The sequence below is a fragment of the Clostridium rectalis genome (assembly GCF_900626095.1).
Classification (GTDB): Bacteria; Bacillota; Clostridia; order Clostridiales; family Clostridiaceae; genus Clostridium_AS; species Clostridium_AS rectalis.
Genome location: NZ_UYZZ01000003.1, coordinates 109,754 through 123,668, shown reverse-complemented (window position 1 = coordinate 123,668; position 13,915 = coordinate 109,754). Strand labels below are relative to the sequence as shown.

12 protein-coding genes are annotated in these 13,915 nt (G+C 29.1%); all 12 read left to right on the top strand.

What is annotated here, in order from left to right; all coding sequences use genetic code 11:
* Positions 1-38 precede the first annotated feature (38 nt).
* The 12 genes from EJL03_RS05900 to EJL03_RS05845 all read left to right on the top strand — a co-directional run bounded on the left by EJL03_RS05900 (position 39) and on the right by EJL03_RS05845 (position 13,888).
* Positions 39-1,355 carry an FAD-dependent oxidoreductase gene (locus EJL03_RS05900; RefSeq protein ID WP_125153041.1) on the top strand — a complete coding sequence of 439 codons (1,317 nt, stop codon included), beginning with the start codon at positions 39-41 and terminating at the stop codon, positions 1,353-1,355.
* The gene (preA, locus tag EJL03_RS05895; RefSeq protein WP_125153040.1) at positions 1,355-2,590 is read left to right on the top strand and encodes an NAD-dependent dihydropyrimidine dehydrogenase subunit PreA; all 1,236 of its coding nucleotides are present in this window, start codon (positions 1,355-1,357) and stop codon (positions 2,588-2,590) included. Before EJL03_RS05900 ends, preA begins: the two co-directional genes overlap by 1 nt.
* Before the next feature lie 232 nt (positions 2,591-2,822).
* Complete coding sequence (locus EJL03_RS05890) at positions 2,823-3,521, top strand: metallophosphoesterase family protein (RefSeq protein WP_125153039.1); 699 nt, start codon at positions 2,823-2,825, stop codon at positions 3,519-3,521.
* Positions 3,522-3,685: 164 nt separating this feature from the next.
* Positions 3,686-4,603, top strand: coding sequence for a ComEC/Rec2 family competence protein (locus EJL03_RS05885; protein ID WP_125153303.1), 918 nt, complete (start codon positions 3,686-3,688; stop codon positions 4,601-4,603).
* Positions 4,604-4,695: 92 nt separating this feature from the next.
* On the top strand, positions 4,696-6,294 hold the full coding sequence (locus tag EJL03_RS05880) for an ATP-binding protein (RefSeq protein WP_125153038.1): 1,599 nt from the start codon (positions 4,696-4,698) through the stop codon (positions 6,292-6,294).
* Positions 6,287-6,958, top strand: a complete 672-nt coding sequence (locus EJL03_RS05875) for a response regulator (protein WP_125153037.1) — start codon at positions 6,287-6,289, stop codon at positions 6,956-6,958. Before EJL03_RS05880 ends, EJL03_RS05875 begins: the two co-directional genes overlap by 8 nt.
* Before the next feature lie 420 nt (positions 6,959-7,378).
* Entirely contained in the window at positions 7,379-8,554 is a 1,176-nt protein-coding gene (locus EJL03_RS05870) for an NAD(P)-dependent malic enzyme (RefSeq protein ID WP_125153036.1), read from the top strand.
* Between the two features lie 37 nt (positions 8,555-8,591).
* Positions 8,592-9,830 (top strand): dicarboxylate/amino acid:cation symporter, encoded by a 1,239-nt coding sequence (locus tag EJL03_RS05865; protein WP_125153302.1) that lies wholly within the window; start codon positions 8,592-8,594, stop codon positions 9,828-9,830.
* 25 nt (positions 9,831-9,855) lie between these two features.
* Complete coding sequence (gene cuyB, locus EJL03_RS05860; protein WP_125153035.1) at positions 9,856-10,551, top strand: cysteate racemase; 696 nt, start codon at positions 9,856-9,858, stop codon at positions 10,549-10,551.
* A gap of 24 nt (positions 10,552-10,575) precedes the next feature.
* Entirely contained in the window at positions 10,576-11,988 is a 1,413-nt protein-coding gene (locus tag EJL03_RS05855; protein WP_125153034.1) for an aspartate ammonia-lyase, read from the top strand.
* A 94-nt stretch (positions 11,989-12,082) separates the two neighbouring features.
* Positions 12,083-13,255: a MalY/PatB family protein gene (locus EJL03_RS05850; protein WP_125153033.1), complete on the top strand. Its 1,173-nt coding sequence runs from the start codon at positions 12,083-12,085 to the stop codon at positions 13,253-13,255.
* A gap of 90 nt (positions 13,256-13,345) precedes the next feature.
* Positions 13,346-13,888, top strand: coding sequence for an NADH peroxidase (locus EJL03_RS05845; protein WP_125153032.1), 543 nt, complete (start codon positions 13,346-13,348; stop codon positions 13,886-13,888).
* Positions 13,889-13,915: the final 27 nt, after the last annotated feature.

The following is a 13,915-nucleotide window of genomic DNA, read 5'->3' as shown; positions in this document are numbered from 1 at the left end:
GTGTTATTTTAAAAATTAACATGGTTGGAGGAGAGAATATGAAAGAAAGTATAGGGTATTTGCAAGAAATAAAAAAGGTGTATACACCACATAAAGTAATTGAAGAGGCAACAAGATGCCTATTATGTTATGATGCACCTTGTAGTAAAGCTTGCCCTGCCAATACTAATCCAGCAAAGTTTATAAGATCATTGAGATTCAGAAATTTAAAAGGGGCTATAGAAACTATTAGGGAAAACAATGTATTAGCGGGAGTATGTTCAAGAGTGTGTCCACATGATAAATACTGCGAAGGAGCTTGTAGTAAATGCGGTATTGATACACCCGTAAAAATAGGAGAAATACAAAGATATTTAATTCATTATGAAAAAACTAATGACATAAGGATATTAGAGAAAGCTGCTTTTGATAAAGAAAAGGTAGCAATTATTGGATCAGGTCCTAGTGGACTATCCGCAGCTGCTAATTTAGCACAAAAAGGATATAAGGTTACTGTTTTTGAAGACAAAGAAAAAGCTGGAGGTTGGCTAAGTTATGGAATACCGCCATATAAACTTTCAAGTGAGATTGTAGACTATGAAATAAATTATATTAAAGAATTAGGAGTAGAATTTAAGTTGAATTGCAAAATAAATAGAGATAAAAGCTTTAAATCTTTAATAGAAGATGAATTTAAGGCTATTTTAATAGCTTGCGGATTACAAAAAAGCAAATATATAGATATAAAGGGCAAGGAATTAAAGGGAGTAATAAAAGGGGTGGACTTTTTAGAAGAGGCAAAAATAAATAAAGGGAACATAAAACTAGGCAATAAAGTAATCGTTATAGGGGGAGGAGATGTAGCTATAGATGCTGCGGCAACAGCTAAATTTTTAGGTGCTGAAGATGTAAAAGTAGTTTATAGAAGAAATATAGAAAAAATGCCTGCTAAAGCTCATGGTAAAAAATTTTTAACATATTTAAATATACCTGTTTTTACTGGTTTTATACCAATTGAGATTAATGGTAAAGATAAATATGCAACTAGTGTTAAATTTCAAGGAATGTTTGATAAATCTAAATTAGAATTAGAAGCTGATATGATAATATTTGCTATAGGTCAAGAATTGAGTGATTTAGAAGAACTAGGATATATAGACAAAAATGAAAATGGAGTAATTATAGATAACAATTGTAAAACCAATTTAGATGGTATTTTTGCTTGTGGAGATATTATAGAAGGTGATAGAAACGTAGTATATTCTGTGGCATCAGGTACAAAAGCTGCAAATGGTATAGATGCATATTTAAGTAATAAAAGGGAAGAAAATAAATCTTCAGACGAAGTAGCTACAGTAAAAGAGGAGGGAGTTTGATGAAAAAGGCAGATCTTTCTATTGAGTTTTGTGGAGTAAATTGTGAAAACCCATTTTTCTTATCTTCATCTCCAGTATCAAATAATTATGAAATGTGTGCTAAAGCTTTTGATAATGGATGGGGTGGAGTTGTATTTAAAACAATTGGATTTTTTATTGCAAATGAAGTTTCACCTAGATTTTGTAATTTGAATAAAGAAGGGATATCTTTTATAGGTTTTAAAAATATGGAGCAAATAGCAGAGCATGGTTTAGAATATAATCTTGAACAAATTAAAAAAATAAAGGAAAATTATCCAGATAAAGTTTTAGTAGCTTCTATTATGGGGCAGAATGAAGAAGAGTGGACCAAATTAGCTAAAGTAGTGGAGCAGGCAGGGGCAGATATTATAGAATGTAATTTTTCTTGTCCTCAAATGACAAGTCATTCAATGGGGGTAGATGTTGGACAAAGTAAGAATCTAGTTAAAATGTATTCTAAAGCTACTAAAAAAGGAAGTAAACTTCCTGTATTGGCTAAGATGACACCAAATATAGGCAATATGAAAACGCCTGCCATTGCATCAATTGAAGGAGGTGCTAATGGAATAGCAGCTATAAATACAATAAAAAGTATAATAAATATAGATTTAAATAAATTATCAGCATTGCCTATTATAAATGGCAAGTCTTCTATATCTGGTTATTCTGGAAAGGCAATAAAACCTATTGCATTAAGATTCATATGTGAATTAGCTAAATGCAATGAATTAAAAAATGTACCTATAAGTGGCATAGGAGGTATTGAGACTTGGGAAGATGCCTTAGAGTTTATAATGCTTGGAGCAAGTAATGTTCAAGTTACTACTGCAGTAATGCAATATGGGTATAGAATAGTTGAAGATATGATAAGTGGGTTGAGTTTTTATATGGAAGAAAAGGGATTTAAAACTGTTAAAGAGATGGTGGGATTAGCAGTAAAAAATATTGTTCCACCAGAAAATTTGGAAAGAGATTATATAATTTATCCTGAATTTAATTTTCATAGGTGTGTAGGATGTGGAAGGTGTTATATATCTTGTTATGATGGAGGACATCAAGCAATAAAATGGAATAAGGAAGATAGAACCCCACAACTAGAGATAGAAAATTGTGTTGGTTGTCATTTGTGTAGTAATGTGTGCCCTGCAAATTGTATTGAGTTTGGGGAAGTAAAATTCAAGGATAATTGTAGAAAGAGAGATATAGTAATTTAAAGGACTGTTTTATTAACAGTCCTTTTTAATGTTATCTAATTATAATCGATATATTCAAATAACCACATTAATAGATAAAAAATATATATTTAATAGAAATTTGTTTTGAATATTATTTAGTATTTATAAAAAATACTTCTTTTTTTATAATAATATTATTGCCAAAATTTTAACTAAAATTGAAAAGAGTAAAATTTTTTGATAAAATTTAATAGAGTTGGAGGGGGTAAAATTGAGAATAGCAGTTATATCAGATATACATGGAAATATTTTTGCATTAGATAATGTACTTAAGGATATAAAAGATAGAGAAGTGGATTGTATTATAAATCTTGGAGATTTAGTTGGATATGGAAGTTTTCCAAATGAAGTGGTAAATATTATAAAAACAAATAACATAATATCAATTAAAGGTAACTATGATGTATCAGTTATTGACAATAAATTTAGTTATATTAGGGATACAGAAATAAACCAATTTTCACTGCCTTTTACGGTGAATGAACTCACAGATGAAAATAAAGAGTTTATCAAAAGTTTACCTAGTAAAATAAGTTTGAAATTTGAAAAGTTAAGGATATTGTTTGTACATGGTAGCCATAGATCTATAAATGAATATTTAAAGGAGGATAATGAAGAAATTAAGGAAATAATAGTAAATCTAAGAGAGGATGTTTTAGTTTGTGCTCATACGCATATACCATATATAAAAAAAGCACAAAATAAGTTTATTATAAATGATGGAAGTGTAGGTAAACCTAAAATAGGAAGACCTAATCCTACATATGGTATATTAGATATAAGATTAGACAAACTTTTTAATATAGAGATTATTGAGATTAAATATGATTATAAAAAAATTATGGAGGATATGAAATATAAAGGATTTCCCTATAAGTTAATTAAATCTTATGAATCAGGTTTAGAGTAAATCAGTTAATTTATTAAAAGACAGGAGCTATGTTTTAAAATATGAAGATATACTAATTTCTGTAAATAGATAAGAATATGTGGGAAAATTTTAGGGTTTTAAGTAGGTATTTATGGTAATATTATGATATGTATTTATTGTGAGGCGGTGTAGAGGTGACTAAGATATTAAAAAATAATAATACATTACTAAAATTTATTCAATGTTTGATTATAGTATTTTTGGTTTTAACTATAGGTGGTTGTAACATAGAAGTAAATAAAGATGTATTAAATAATTCTAAGGAAAATGTAACGGAAAAAGGTAAGTTAAAGGTACATTATATTGATGTGGGACAGGGAGATAGCATTCTATTACAGTTTGAAGATAAAAATATGCTTATAGATGCAGGAACAAATGCATCCGCAAAAAATTTGATAAAATATTTAAATAATGTTGCTGTAAAAAAAATAGATTTTTTAATTGCTACCCATCCTCATGAAGACCATATAGGTGGAATGGATGATATAATAAAAAATTTTAATATAGGCACTATGTATATGCCTAAAAAGACTGCTAATACAAAAACATTTAAAGATGTAGTATCTGCTATGAAAAGTAAAAATATAAAGGCTAAAGAACCTGTTGCAGGTGAAAAATTTAATTTTGGTGACACTGTCTGTGAGATAATGGCACCAAATAAGAGTAAGTATGATAATATAAATAACTATTCCATAGTAGTAAAAGTTACGCATAATAATAAATCCTTTTTATTTGCTGGAGATGCAGAGGGAGTATCAGAAAAAGAAATTCTTAAAAAGGGATTTAACATATCAGCAGATGTTTTAAAATTGGGACATCACGGAAGTCATAGTTCTACAACAAATGAATTTTTAAAAAGAGTAAAGCCCAAATATGCAGTGGTTTGTGCTGGTAGAGGAAATGATTATGGACATCCCCATAAGGAGATTGTTGGAAAACTTAGAGAAACAGGAGTGAAATTGTATAGAACAGATGAAAATGGAACAATAGTTGCAACAAGTGATGGTAAAAATATAAGCTTTAATTGTAAGCCAGGAAGTTATAATAGAGGGAAAAAGTAAATTGTTTTTGTAATTGTAAACCTATGGGATGTAAACCTATAGGTTTTTTACTATAATTAGTTTATAAAGGAAGTATAGAGGTATGTATTAATATGAAAAGGATTAACTTAAAATTAAGGACTAAAATTGCAATGCTAAATATTTTAGTTGTCTCTATTTCTTTAGTTGTTACCATAATATTTATATATCAAATGAGAATATCAGGTATGAGAAAAGATGCAGAAATAAATTTAATGAATATAAGTAAAAGTGTAGCAAGATCACCTACAGTAATAAATTCCTTAAAAAATAATGAGGATTCGTCTATATTAAAAAAGTATTTAGATGATGTTTTGCAAGCTACAAAAAATATAGATTCAATTATAATTATGGATTTAAGCGGTAATAGATATGGTTCTTTGAAGGGGGACACTATAAAAAAGAAATCGTTTAAAAAATTAGGGATTAATCACTTAGAAGGAAGGGTGTATGTGGAGGATAGAGTTGAAAGTTTTGGTAAATTGCTTATATGTTTTGTTAAAGTTAATGATGAAAATAATCAGGTTATTGGATTTGTTACTTCAAAGGTATTGACTGAAAATGTAGAGGGTGGAAAATATGAGACTATAACATTTATTATTTTAGTAATATTATCAGGACTTTTAATTGGAAGCGTGGGAGCGCTTATTATTTCTAAAAGTGTAAAAGAAAGTCTTTTAGGATATGAAGCAGAACAAATATCTAAATTATTTATACAAAAACAGGAAGTGTTAGATGCACTTAATGAAGGAATAATAGCAGTAGATGAAAAACTAAAAATTACTTTTTATAATAAAACAGCTTTAACTATATTAAAAAAACATGAAGAAGATTTTATAGGAAAAGATATATTAAATTTGATTTCCAATTCTAATCTATCATTTGTGCTAAAAGATGGACAACCTCAGTATAATAAAGAGATGATAATAAATGATACATTTATACTTACTAACAGAATACCCATAAAAAATAAAAATAAAACTATTGGAGCAGTAACTATATTTAGAGATAAAACAGAAGTTATGAAATTGGCAGAGGAGGTCACAGGTGTAAAACAGGTAGTGGAGGCTTTAAGAGCAAATAATCATGAATTTATGAATAAACTACATGTAATATTAGGACTCATTCAAATAAATGAAATAGAAGAAGCAAAAAAATATATTATAAAACAAAAAAAAGAACAACAACAAAAGATAAGTCTGGTAATGAATAAAATAGAGGATACTACTATTGCTGCGTTGATGCTTGGGAAAATAAGCAGAGCAAAGGAATTAGGTGTTGATTTATTTATTAATTCTGAAAGTAATTTAAATAAATTTCATGGTAAAATAAATAGTAATGCTTTGGTAACAATAATAGGAAATTTATTAGAAAACTCAATAGAATCAGTAAGTTTAAATGAGAAGCAAGATAAAATTATAGAAATTTTTATAAATGAGAGTAATTATGAATTAATTATAAGGGTAAAAGATACAGGAGGTGGAATAGAAAAAGATAAAATACATCATATTTTTCAAAGTGGATTTTCAACAAAGGGTGAAAATAGGGGAAAAGGTCTTTCATTAGTGAAGGAGGTAATAAAAAATTTAGATGGAAAGATTAAAGTGTTTTCACAAATTGGAGATGGTGCTGAGTTTTTAGTGAACATTCCAAAGGGGGATAAAAATGATTAATGTACTAATAGTAGAAGACGATCCGATGGTAGCACAAATAAATAAAAAATACACAGAAAGTTTAGAAGGATTTGTAGTTTGTGGAATATGCAATGATGGTAGGGAAGCTATTGATATAGTTATTAATTCACATGTGGATTTAATAATACTTGATTTATATATGCCTAAATTGGATGGAATAAGCTTTTTAAAGGAAATTAGAAAAAATCAGTTTATGACAGATGTAATTATGGTAACTGCTGCAGATGAAGGAGATAAATTAAATGAATCATTGAAGCTTGGAGTTATAGATTATCTTATAAAACCCTTTGAATATGAAAGATTTAAAGATGCTTTAAATAAGTTTAAATTAAGATATGAAATTTTTAATACTAAAGTTGTATTAAACCAGAAAGATATAGATAAAATAACTAATCAAAATTATATAAATTTTGGGGAGGACCTTCAAAAGGGGATAAATGAAATAACTTTAAAAAGAATAAAGAAGATATTAAAAAATTATGGTAAGGAGTATTTTACTTGTGAAGAAATATCAGAAAAAATTAAATTATCAAGAGTTACGGTAAGGAGATATTTAGAATATATGACGGAACTAGGGAAATTAAATAGAGATGTGGAGTATGGTGAAGTTGGAAGACCCAAAACTACATACAGAGTAATATAATATATAAGAAAAACTTCTATGCATTTTTGTATTGGAAGTTTTTTATTTATGTGATTTAAGAGTTAAAAAGATAAAATTTTAACATTATAATGAAAAAAAATAAAATGTATTTTTCATAAAAAGAAGTAATATATATACATATATTTCAGTTATCTAAAATAAAAACTTTTTTACAAACTTTATTTTTGTAATTTTGAATAGTTTACACTTACTTATTTCATAAAAATAATATAGGCGGATTATTTATTATCAGTAATATTATATCTACGTTTATAAGTTAACAATAATAAATTTATTTACAAAATACTTTAAATAGTTTTAATATATAGAAAATAATAATTTTATAAATTATTATATAAATAAGCTATCCATTGGCCAATGGGGTATTAAATTGTTACAAAACTGATTGGAGAGATGCTTATGGATATAAAATGTGTAAGCTTAAAAGTACATGAAAAAAATAAAGGCAAAATATCTATTGCACCGAAAATAAATGTGAAAAGTAAGGAGGATTTAAGTATAGCTTATACTCCTGGTGTTGCAGAACCTTGTAAAAAAATATATGAGGATATAGATAATGTTTATAAATATACTGCTAAAAAAAATTTAGTAGCGGTAGTTACAGATGGTACAGCGGTACTTGGGCTAGGGGATATAGGACCAGAGGCAGCTATGCCAGTAATGGAAGGCAAGGCAATTTTGTTTAAAGAGTTTGCAGATGTTGACGCTTTTCCAATATGTTTAAATACAAAAGATGTAGAAGAAATAATTAAGACTGTAAAATATTTGGCGCCTACTTTTGGAGGAATAAATTTGGAGGACATATCTGCGCCTAGATGTTTTGAAATAGAGCAAAGATTAAAAGAGGAAATAGATATACCTGTATTTCATGATGATCAACATGGAACTGCAATAGTTGTACTTGCAGGATTATTGAATGCATTAAAACTAACAAATAGAAAAATAGAGGGGGTAAAGGTAGTAATTAATGGAGCTGGGGCTGCAGGAATTTCTATTTGTAGGCTTTTATTAGCAAGAGGGTTTAAAAATATTATTATGTGTGATTTAAAGGGAGCTTTAGTAGAAGGAGCTAAATGGATGAATCCTGTACAAGAAGAAATGGCAAAGTTAACAAATCCACAATTTGAAAAAGGTGGTTTGAAAGAAATAATAAAAGGAAAAGATGTATTCATAGGAGTATCAGGACCAAATGTTTTAGATTCAAATATGGTATCTACTATGAATAAAGATTCTATAATATTTGCTATGGCTAATCCAACTCCAGAAATTACACCAGATGAGGCTAAAAGAGGGGGAGCAAAAGTTGTGGCAACAGGAAGGTCTGATTTCCCAAATCAGATAAACAATGTTTTAGTGTTCCCAGGAATTTTTAGAGGAGCACTAGACGTAAGAGCTAGGGAAATAACTGAGGATATGAAGCTTGCAGCAGCAGAAGCTATTGCAAGTATAATTTCAAAAGAAGAGCTTAAAGAAGAATATATAATACCAGATCCTTTCAATAAGAAAGTAGTAGAGAAAGTGGCTGAAAAAGTTGGGGAAATTGCTAAGAATACTGGTATTGCTAAAATAAAATAAAATATATAGGGGGGGCTTTCGTATGAGTAAAAAGAAAATGAGTCTTATTACTAAAATAATGATAGGACTTATACTTGGAGTATTTGTAGGACTATTCTTTGTGTCATCACCTAAAATTGCTACTACGTATATTAAACCTATAGGCACGTTGTTTCTTAATTTAATAAAAATGACAATAGTACCATTAGTATTTTCTTCTTTAGTTGTAGGAGCTGCTAGTATTGGAGATGTAAAAAAGCTTGGAAGAATTGGTGGAAAAACTATGATTTATTTCTTTGTAACTACAGCTGTGGCTATAGTTATCGGACTATCCTTGGCAAATATATTTAAACCTGGAGCAGGTATTCCTTTAGTTAGCTCCACACCTCAAAAAGTTACAGAGGCACCATCACTTATACAGACTTTACTTGATATTGTACCAACAAACCCAATAGATGCATTAGCAAAAGGTAATATGTTACAAATAATATTTTTTGCATTGTTTAGTGGTGTTGGAGCTGTGTATATAGGAGAAAAAGGAGAACCTTATTTAAAATTTTGTGATAGTTTAGCTGAAATAATGTATAAACTTACTGAAGTTATTATGAATTTAGCTCCATATGGAGTTTTTGCACTTATAGTTCCTGTTATTGCTGAAAATGGTCCAAAGGTATTAATACCTTTAATTAAAGTAATAGGAGTATGTTATGCTGGATTTATATTACATTCTATTATAGCTTACTCTTTCTCTGTAAAAATGTTTTCAAAAATTTCTATAAAGGAATTCTTCAAGGGAACTTCCACGCCAACGGCTATTGCATTTAGCACCAGCAGTAGTTCTGGAACATTACCAATTACTATAAAAACTGTAAGAGAATCTTTTGGTGTATCAGAAGGAATAGCTAGCTTTGTTCTTCCGCTAGGTACAACAATTAATATGGATGGAACGGCTATATACCAGGGAGTGTGTGCAGTATTTATTGCACAAGCCTATGGGATTCCTTTAACTTTAGGACAGCAAGCTACTATTTTACTTACAGCACTTTTGGCATCTATAGGTACAGCAGGGGTACCAGGAGCTGGATTTATGATGCTTATGATGGTCTTATCATCCGTAGGACTTCCTCTAGAAGGTGCAGCATTAATTGCAGGTATAGATAGAGTGTTAGATATGGGAAGAACAGCAGTAAATGTAACAGGAAATGTGGCAGCATCAATAGTAGTCTCTGCTTCAGAAAAAGAACTGGATTATACTAAAGCAACTATAAAACAAAGTAAAAGCAATATTGGGGTTTAATATTATATAATATGGGGGTTTACTAATGGCAAAGGTAGTAGGAATTTTAGGAGGTATGGGTCCCAAAGCTACTGTAGATATATTTAATAAAATTATAGATTTTACTTATGCTAAGTCAGATCAGGATAACATACGTATACTTATAGACAATAATACTAAAATACCAGACAGAACAGCGTTTATTTTAGGTGAGGGAGAAAATCCTATTAGTGAGTTAATGGAAACTGCTATAAGACTTAGAAATTTAGGATCAGAAATTCTTATTATGCCTTGTAACACAGCACATTATTTTTATGATCAGTTAGCAGAAGCTGTTAAGGTACCTTTCATAAATATGATAGATGAGGTAGGAAAATATATTTTTAAGTTTTATGGAAATTGCACAGTAGGACTTCTTGCAACAGAAGGAACTTATAGGGCGAAAGTTTATGATAAATATTTAAATAAGTATGGGATAAAAATAATTTTACCTAATGATGAAGATAAACTATGTGTTTCAAATTTAATTTATAAGGTAAAGTCTGGGGACAGGGATTTTAAGATAGATGAGGTATTAGGCATATTAAATAAGTTTTTACTTAAGGATGTAAACGTAATAATACTGGGATGCACTGAATTACCTATATTATTTGATAAATTTAGTTTAGATGAGTTAAAAAAATTTAATTTAATATCTTCTACGGAAATTTTAGCTAAAAAAACGGTGGAATTAGCTAAATAAAAATAATATCTAGGGGGAGTTTTTATGTTATATAGAATGGAGAATGACTCAATAGGCGAAAAACAAGTACCAATTGAAGCCTACTATGGTATACAAACATTAAGAGCTTATGAAAATTTTAGAATAACTAAGGAAAAAATACATCCTGAATTAGTGAAGGCTTTGGCGGAAATCAAAAAAGCGGCAGCTATAACTAACATGGATATAGAGCTTTTGAATAGAAAAATAGGGAAGGCTATAGTTAACGCTTGTGATGACATTATAGAGGGAAAGCTTATAGAACAGTTTATAACAGACCCTATACAAGGTGGAGCAGGAACATCTATGAACATGAATATTAATGAAGTTGTTGCTAATAGAGCTATTGAAATACTAGATGGCAAAAAGGGGGATTATGCTATAGTTCATCCTAATGATCATGTTAACATGGGACAGTCTACTAACGATGTTATTCCCACTGGAGGGAAAATTGCAACTATGAGACTTTTAGACAACGTATTAGAAACATTGGATAACTTAGTAAAAGTTCTTTTTAAAAAATCAAAAGAATTTGATCATGTAATAAAAATGGGAAGAACACAAATGCAAGATGCAATACCAATAAGGCTTGGACAAGAATTTAGGGCTTATGCCAATGCAATTAAGAGGGATATTATAAGGATAAAAAGAACTAAGGATGATTTAAAATATGTAAGTATTGGTGCAACTGCTATAGGTACTGGACTAAATGCTGACGAAAAATATGTTAAAAATATTACTCCAAATTTAAGCAAGGTTACTAATATTGAATTAATTCAATGTGAAGATTTAGTAGATGGTACACAAAATTTAGATGCTTTTGCAGAAGTTTCATCAGCTTTAAAGATTTGTGCTATAGATTTATCTAAGATATGTAATGATTTAAGATTATTATCCTCAGGGCCAAGGACAGGTATAGGAGAGATAAATTTGCCACCAAAACAAAATGGTTCATCTATTATGCCAGGAAAAATTAACCCTGTAATACCAGAAGTAGTTAATCAAGTGGCATTTAATATAATTGGTAATGATATGACAATAACTATGGCAGTTGAGGCAGGACAATTAGAATTAAATGCTTTTGAACCAGTAATCTATTATAACTTATTCCAGTCCGTAGAAACACTTAATAATGGTGTGAATACACTTATAGATAACTGTGTAGGAGATATAACTGCTAATGAAAAACGTTGTAAAGAGTTAGTAGAAAATAGCGTAGGTGTTATAACTGCTATATGTCCACACGTTGGGTATAAAACGTCTGCTAAAATAGCTAAAACCGCAATAAGTACTGGAGAATCTGTAAAAGAATTGATTTTAAAAGAAGGATTATTAAAGGAAGCAGAATTAGATATAATATTTAATCCATACAATATGACAGAACCAGGTATTTCTGGCAAAGAATTACTAAGGAAATAAAGTGAAATTAAATAAGCACAAGCTAAAAATATATTTAGCTTGTGCTTATTTATGCTAAAATAAAATTAAATATAATAAGTTGGAGGGAATTACTATGAAGTATAATTTTGATGAAATAACTGATAGAAGTAATACAAATTCTATAAAGTGGAATTTTAATACAGAGTTTTTTAATGATGAAGATATAATACCTATGTGGATAGCTGATATGGATTTCAAGGCTTCACCTAAAATATTAGAAAAGTTAAAAGAAAGAGTAAACCACGGAATATTTGGATATTCTAAGCCAACAGATACATATTATGATGCATTGATTAATTGGTTTAAGAGTATACATAATTTTCATGTAAAAAAGGAATGGGTATGTTTAACACCTGGAATTATACCAGCTATTAATTGGATAATACAAAGCTATACAAAAAGGGATGATAAAATTATGATACAGACTCCGGTTTATCATCCTTTTGCTAAATGTATAGAAAATAATAAAAGAAAAGTTATTACAAGTCCTCTGATATTAAGAAATAATAAGTATTATATGGATTTTGAGGATTTAAAGAAAAAGATGGATTCATCTGTTAAGCTAATGATATTATGTAATCCTCATAATCCAGTTGGGAGAGTATGGTCAGAGAAGGAACTTATAACTTTATGTAATATTTGTATGGAGAATAATACATTAATAGTATCAGATGAAATTCATGGAGATTTAATTTTTAAAAATAACAAGCATACTTCATTAGCCTCAATTAATAATAATGTTTTGGAAAACTCAATAACATGTACTGCTGCAAGTAAAACCTTTAATTTAGCAGGGTTACAAACTTCCAATATAATAATTGCTAACAAAAAGCTAAGAAATAAATTTTTAAATACTATGAAATTAAACGGTATAGATGAAATAAATCCATTAGGTATTTTAGCAACGGAAGTAGCTTATACTAAAGGACAAGAATGGTATTTAGAGGTGATAAAATATATAGAAGAAAATTATAGATTTTTAAAAGAGTATTGTAAAGAAAAATTACCACAGGTAAAAGTTATAGAAGCAGAGGGTACATATCTAGCCTGGTTAGATTTTAGAGAGTTAGGTATGAATAATGAAGAGTTAAAAAATTTCATGTTAAAAAAAGCAAAAGTTGCATTTAATCAAGGTTATATATTTGGAAAGAATGGAGGTGGATTTGAAAGAATAAATATTGCTTGTCCACGAAGTGTTTTAAAGGAAGCTTTAGATAGAATTTATAAAGCATATAAAAATATTTAAAAAAAGCTTGCAAATTAATATTAATTATTATATAATAATAATTGTTGAAAGATAAATAAATATAATATTAAGTGAATGGGGGAATTTTAGATGAAAAAATATGTATGCACTATTTGTGGGTATGTTTTTGAGGGTGAGAAGGCGCCAGAAAAGTGTCCATTATGTGGAGCAGGCGCAGACAAATTTATTAAAAAAACAGATGATATGAAATGGGCGGATGAACATAAAATAGGGGTAGGCAAGGACGTAGAAACAGAAGTCTTAGAAGGATTAAGAGCCAATTTCATGGGAGAGTGTACTGAAGTAGGAATGTATTTAGCAATGAGTAGACAGGCAGATAGAGAAGGGTTACCAGAAATAGCAGAAGCTTATAAGAGAATAGCCTTTGAGGAAGCAGAACATGCTGCAAAGTTTGCTGAATTATTAGGAGAAGTTGTAACTGCGGATACAAAGAAGAATTTAGAGATGAGAGTTGAAGCAGAATATGGTGCATGTCAAGGGAAAAAAGATTTGGCTACACTTGCTAAGAAACTTAATTATGATGCAATTCATGATACAGTACATGAAATGTGTAAAGATGAAGCAAGACATGGATTAGCCTTTAAGGGATTATTAAATAGATATTTTAAATAAAATTACATTAAGGACTATGTTAAAAAG

What these genes read in the sequence shown, in the direction of transcription:
- EJL03_RS05900 (WP_125153041.1), top strand. Translation starts at nt 39, where the DNA reads ATGAAAGAAAGTATAGGGTATTTGCAAGAAATAAAAAAGGTGTATACA.
- preA (WP_125153040.1), top strand. Translation starts at nt 1,355, where the DNA reads ATGAAAAAGGCAGATCTTTCTATTGAGTTTTGTGGAGTAAATTGTGAA.
- EJL03_RS05880 (WP_125153038.1), top strand. Translation starts at nt 4,696, where the DNA reads ATGAAAAGGATTAACTTAAAATTAAGGACTAAAATTGCAATGCTAAAT.
- EJL03_RS05875 (WP_125153037.1), top strand. Translation starts at nt 6,287, where the DNA reads ATGATTAATGTACTAATAGTAGAAGACGATCCGATGGTAGCACAAATA.
- EJL03_RS05870 (WP_125153036.1), top strand. Translation starts at nt 7,379, where the DNA reads ATGGATATAAAATGTGTAAGCTTAAAAGTACATGAAAAAAATAAAGGC.
- EJL03_RS05865 (WP_125153302.1), top strand. Translation starts at nt 8,592, where the DNA reads ATGAGTCTTATTACTAAAATAATGATAGGACTTATACTTGGAGTATTT.
- cuyB (WP_125153035.1), top strand. Translation starts at nt 9,856, where the DNA reads ATGGCAAAGGTAGTAGGAATTTTAGGAGGTATGGGTCCCAAAGCTACT.
- EJL03_RS05855 (WP_125153034.1), top strand. Translation starts at nt 10,576, where the DNA reads ATGTTATATAGAATGGAGAATGACTCAATAGGCGAAAAACAAGTACCA.
- EJL03_RS05850 (WP_125153033.1), top strand. Translation starts at nt 12,083, where the DNA reads ATGAAGTATAATTTTGATGAAATAACTGATAGAAGTAATACAAATTCT.
- EJL03_RS05845 (WP_125153032.1), top strand. Translation starts at nt 13,346, where the DNA reads ATGAAAAAATATGTATGCACTATTTGTGGGTATGTTTTTGAGGGTGAG.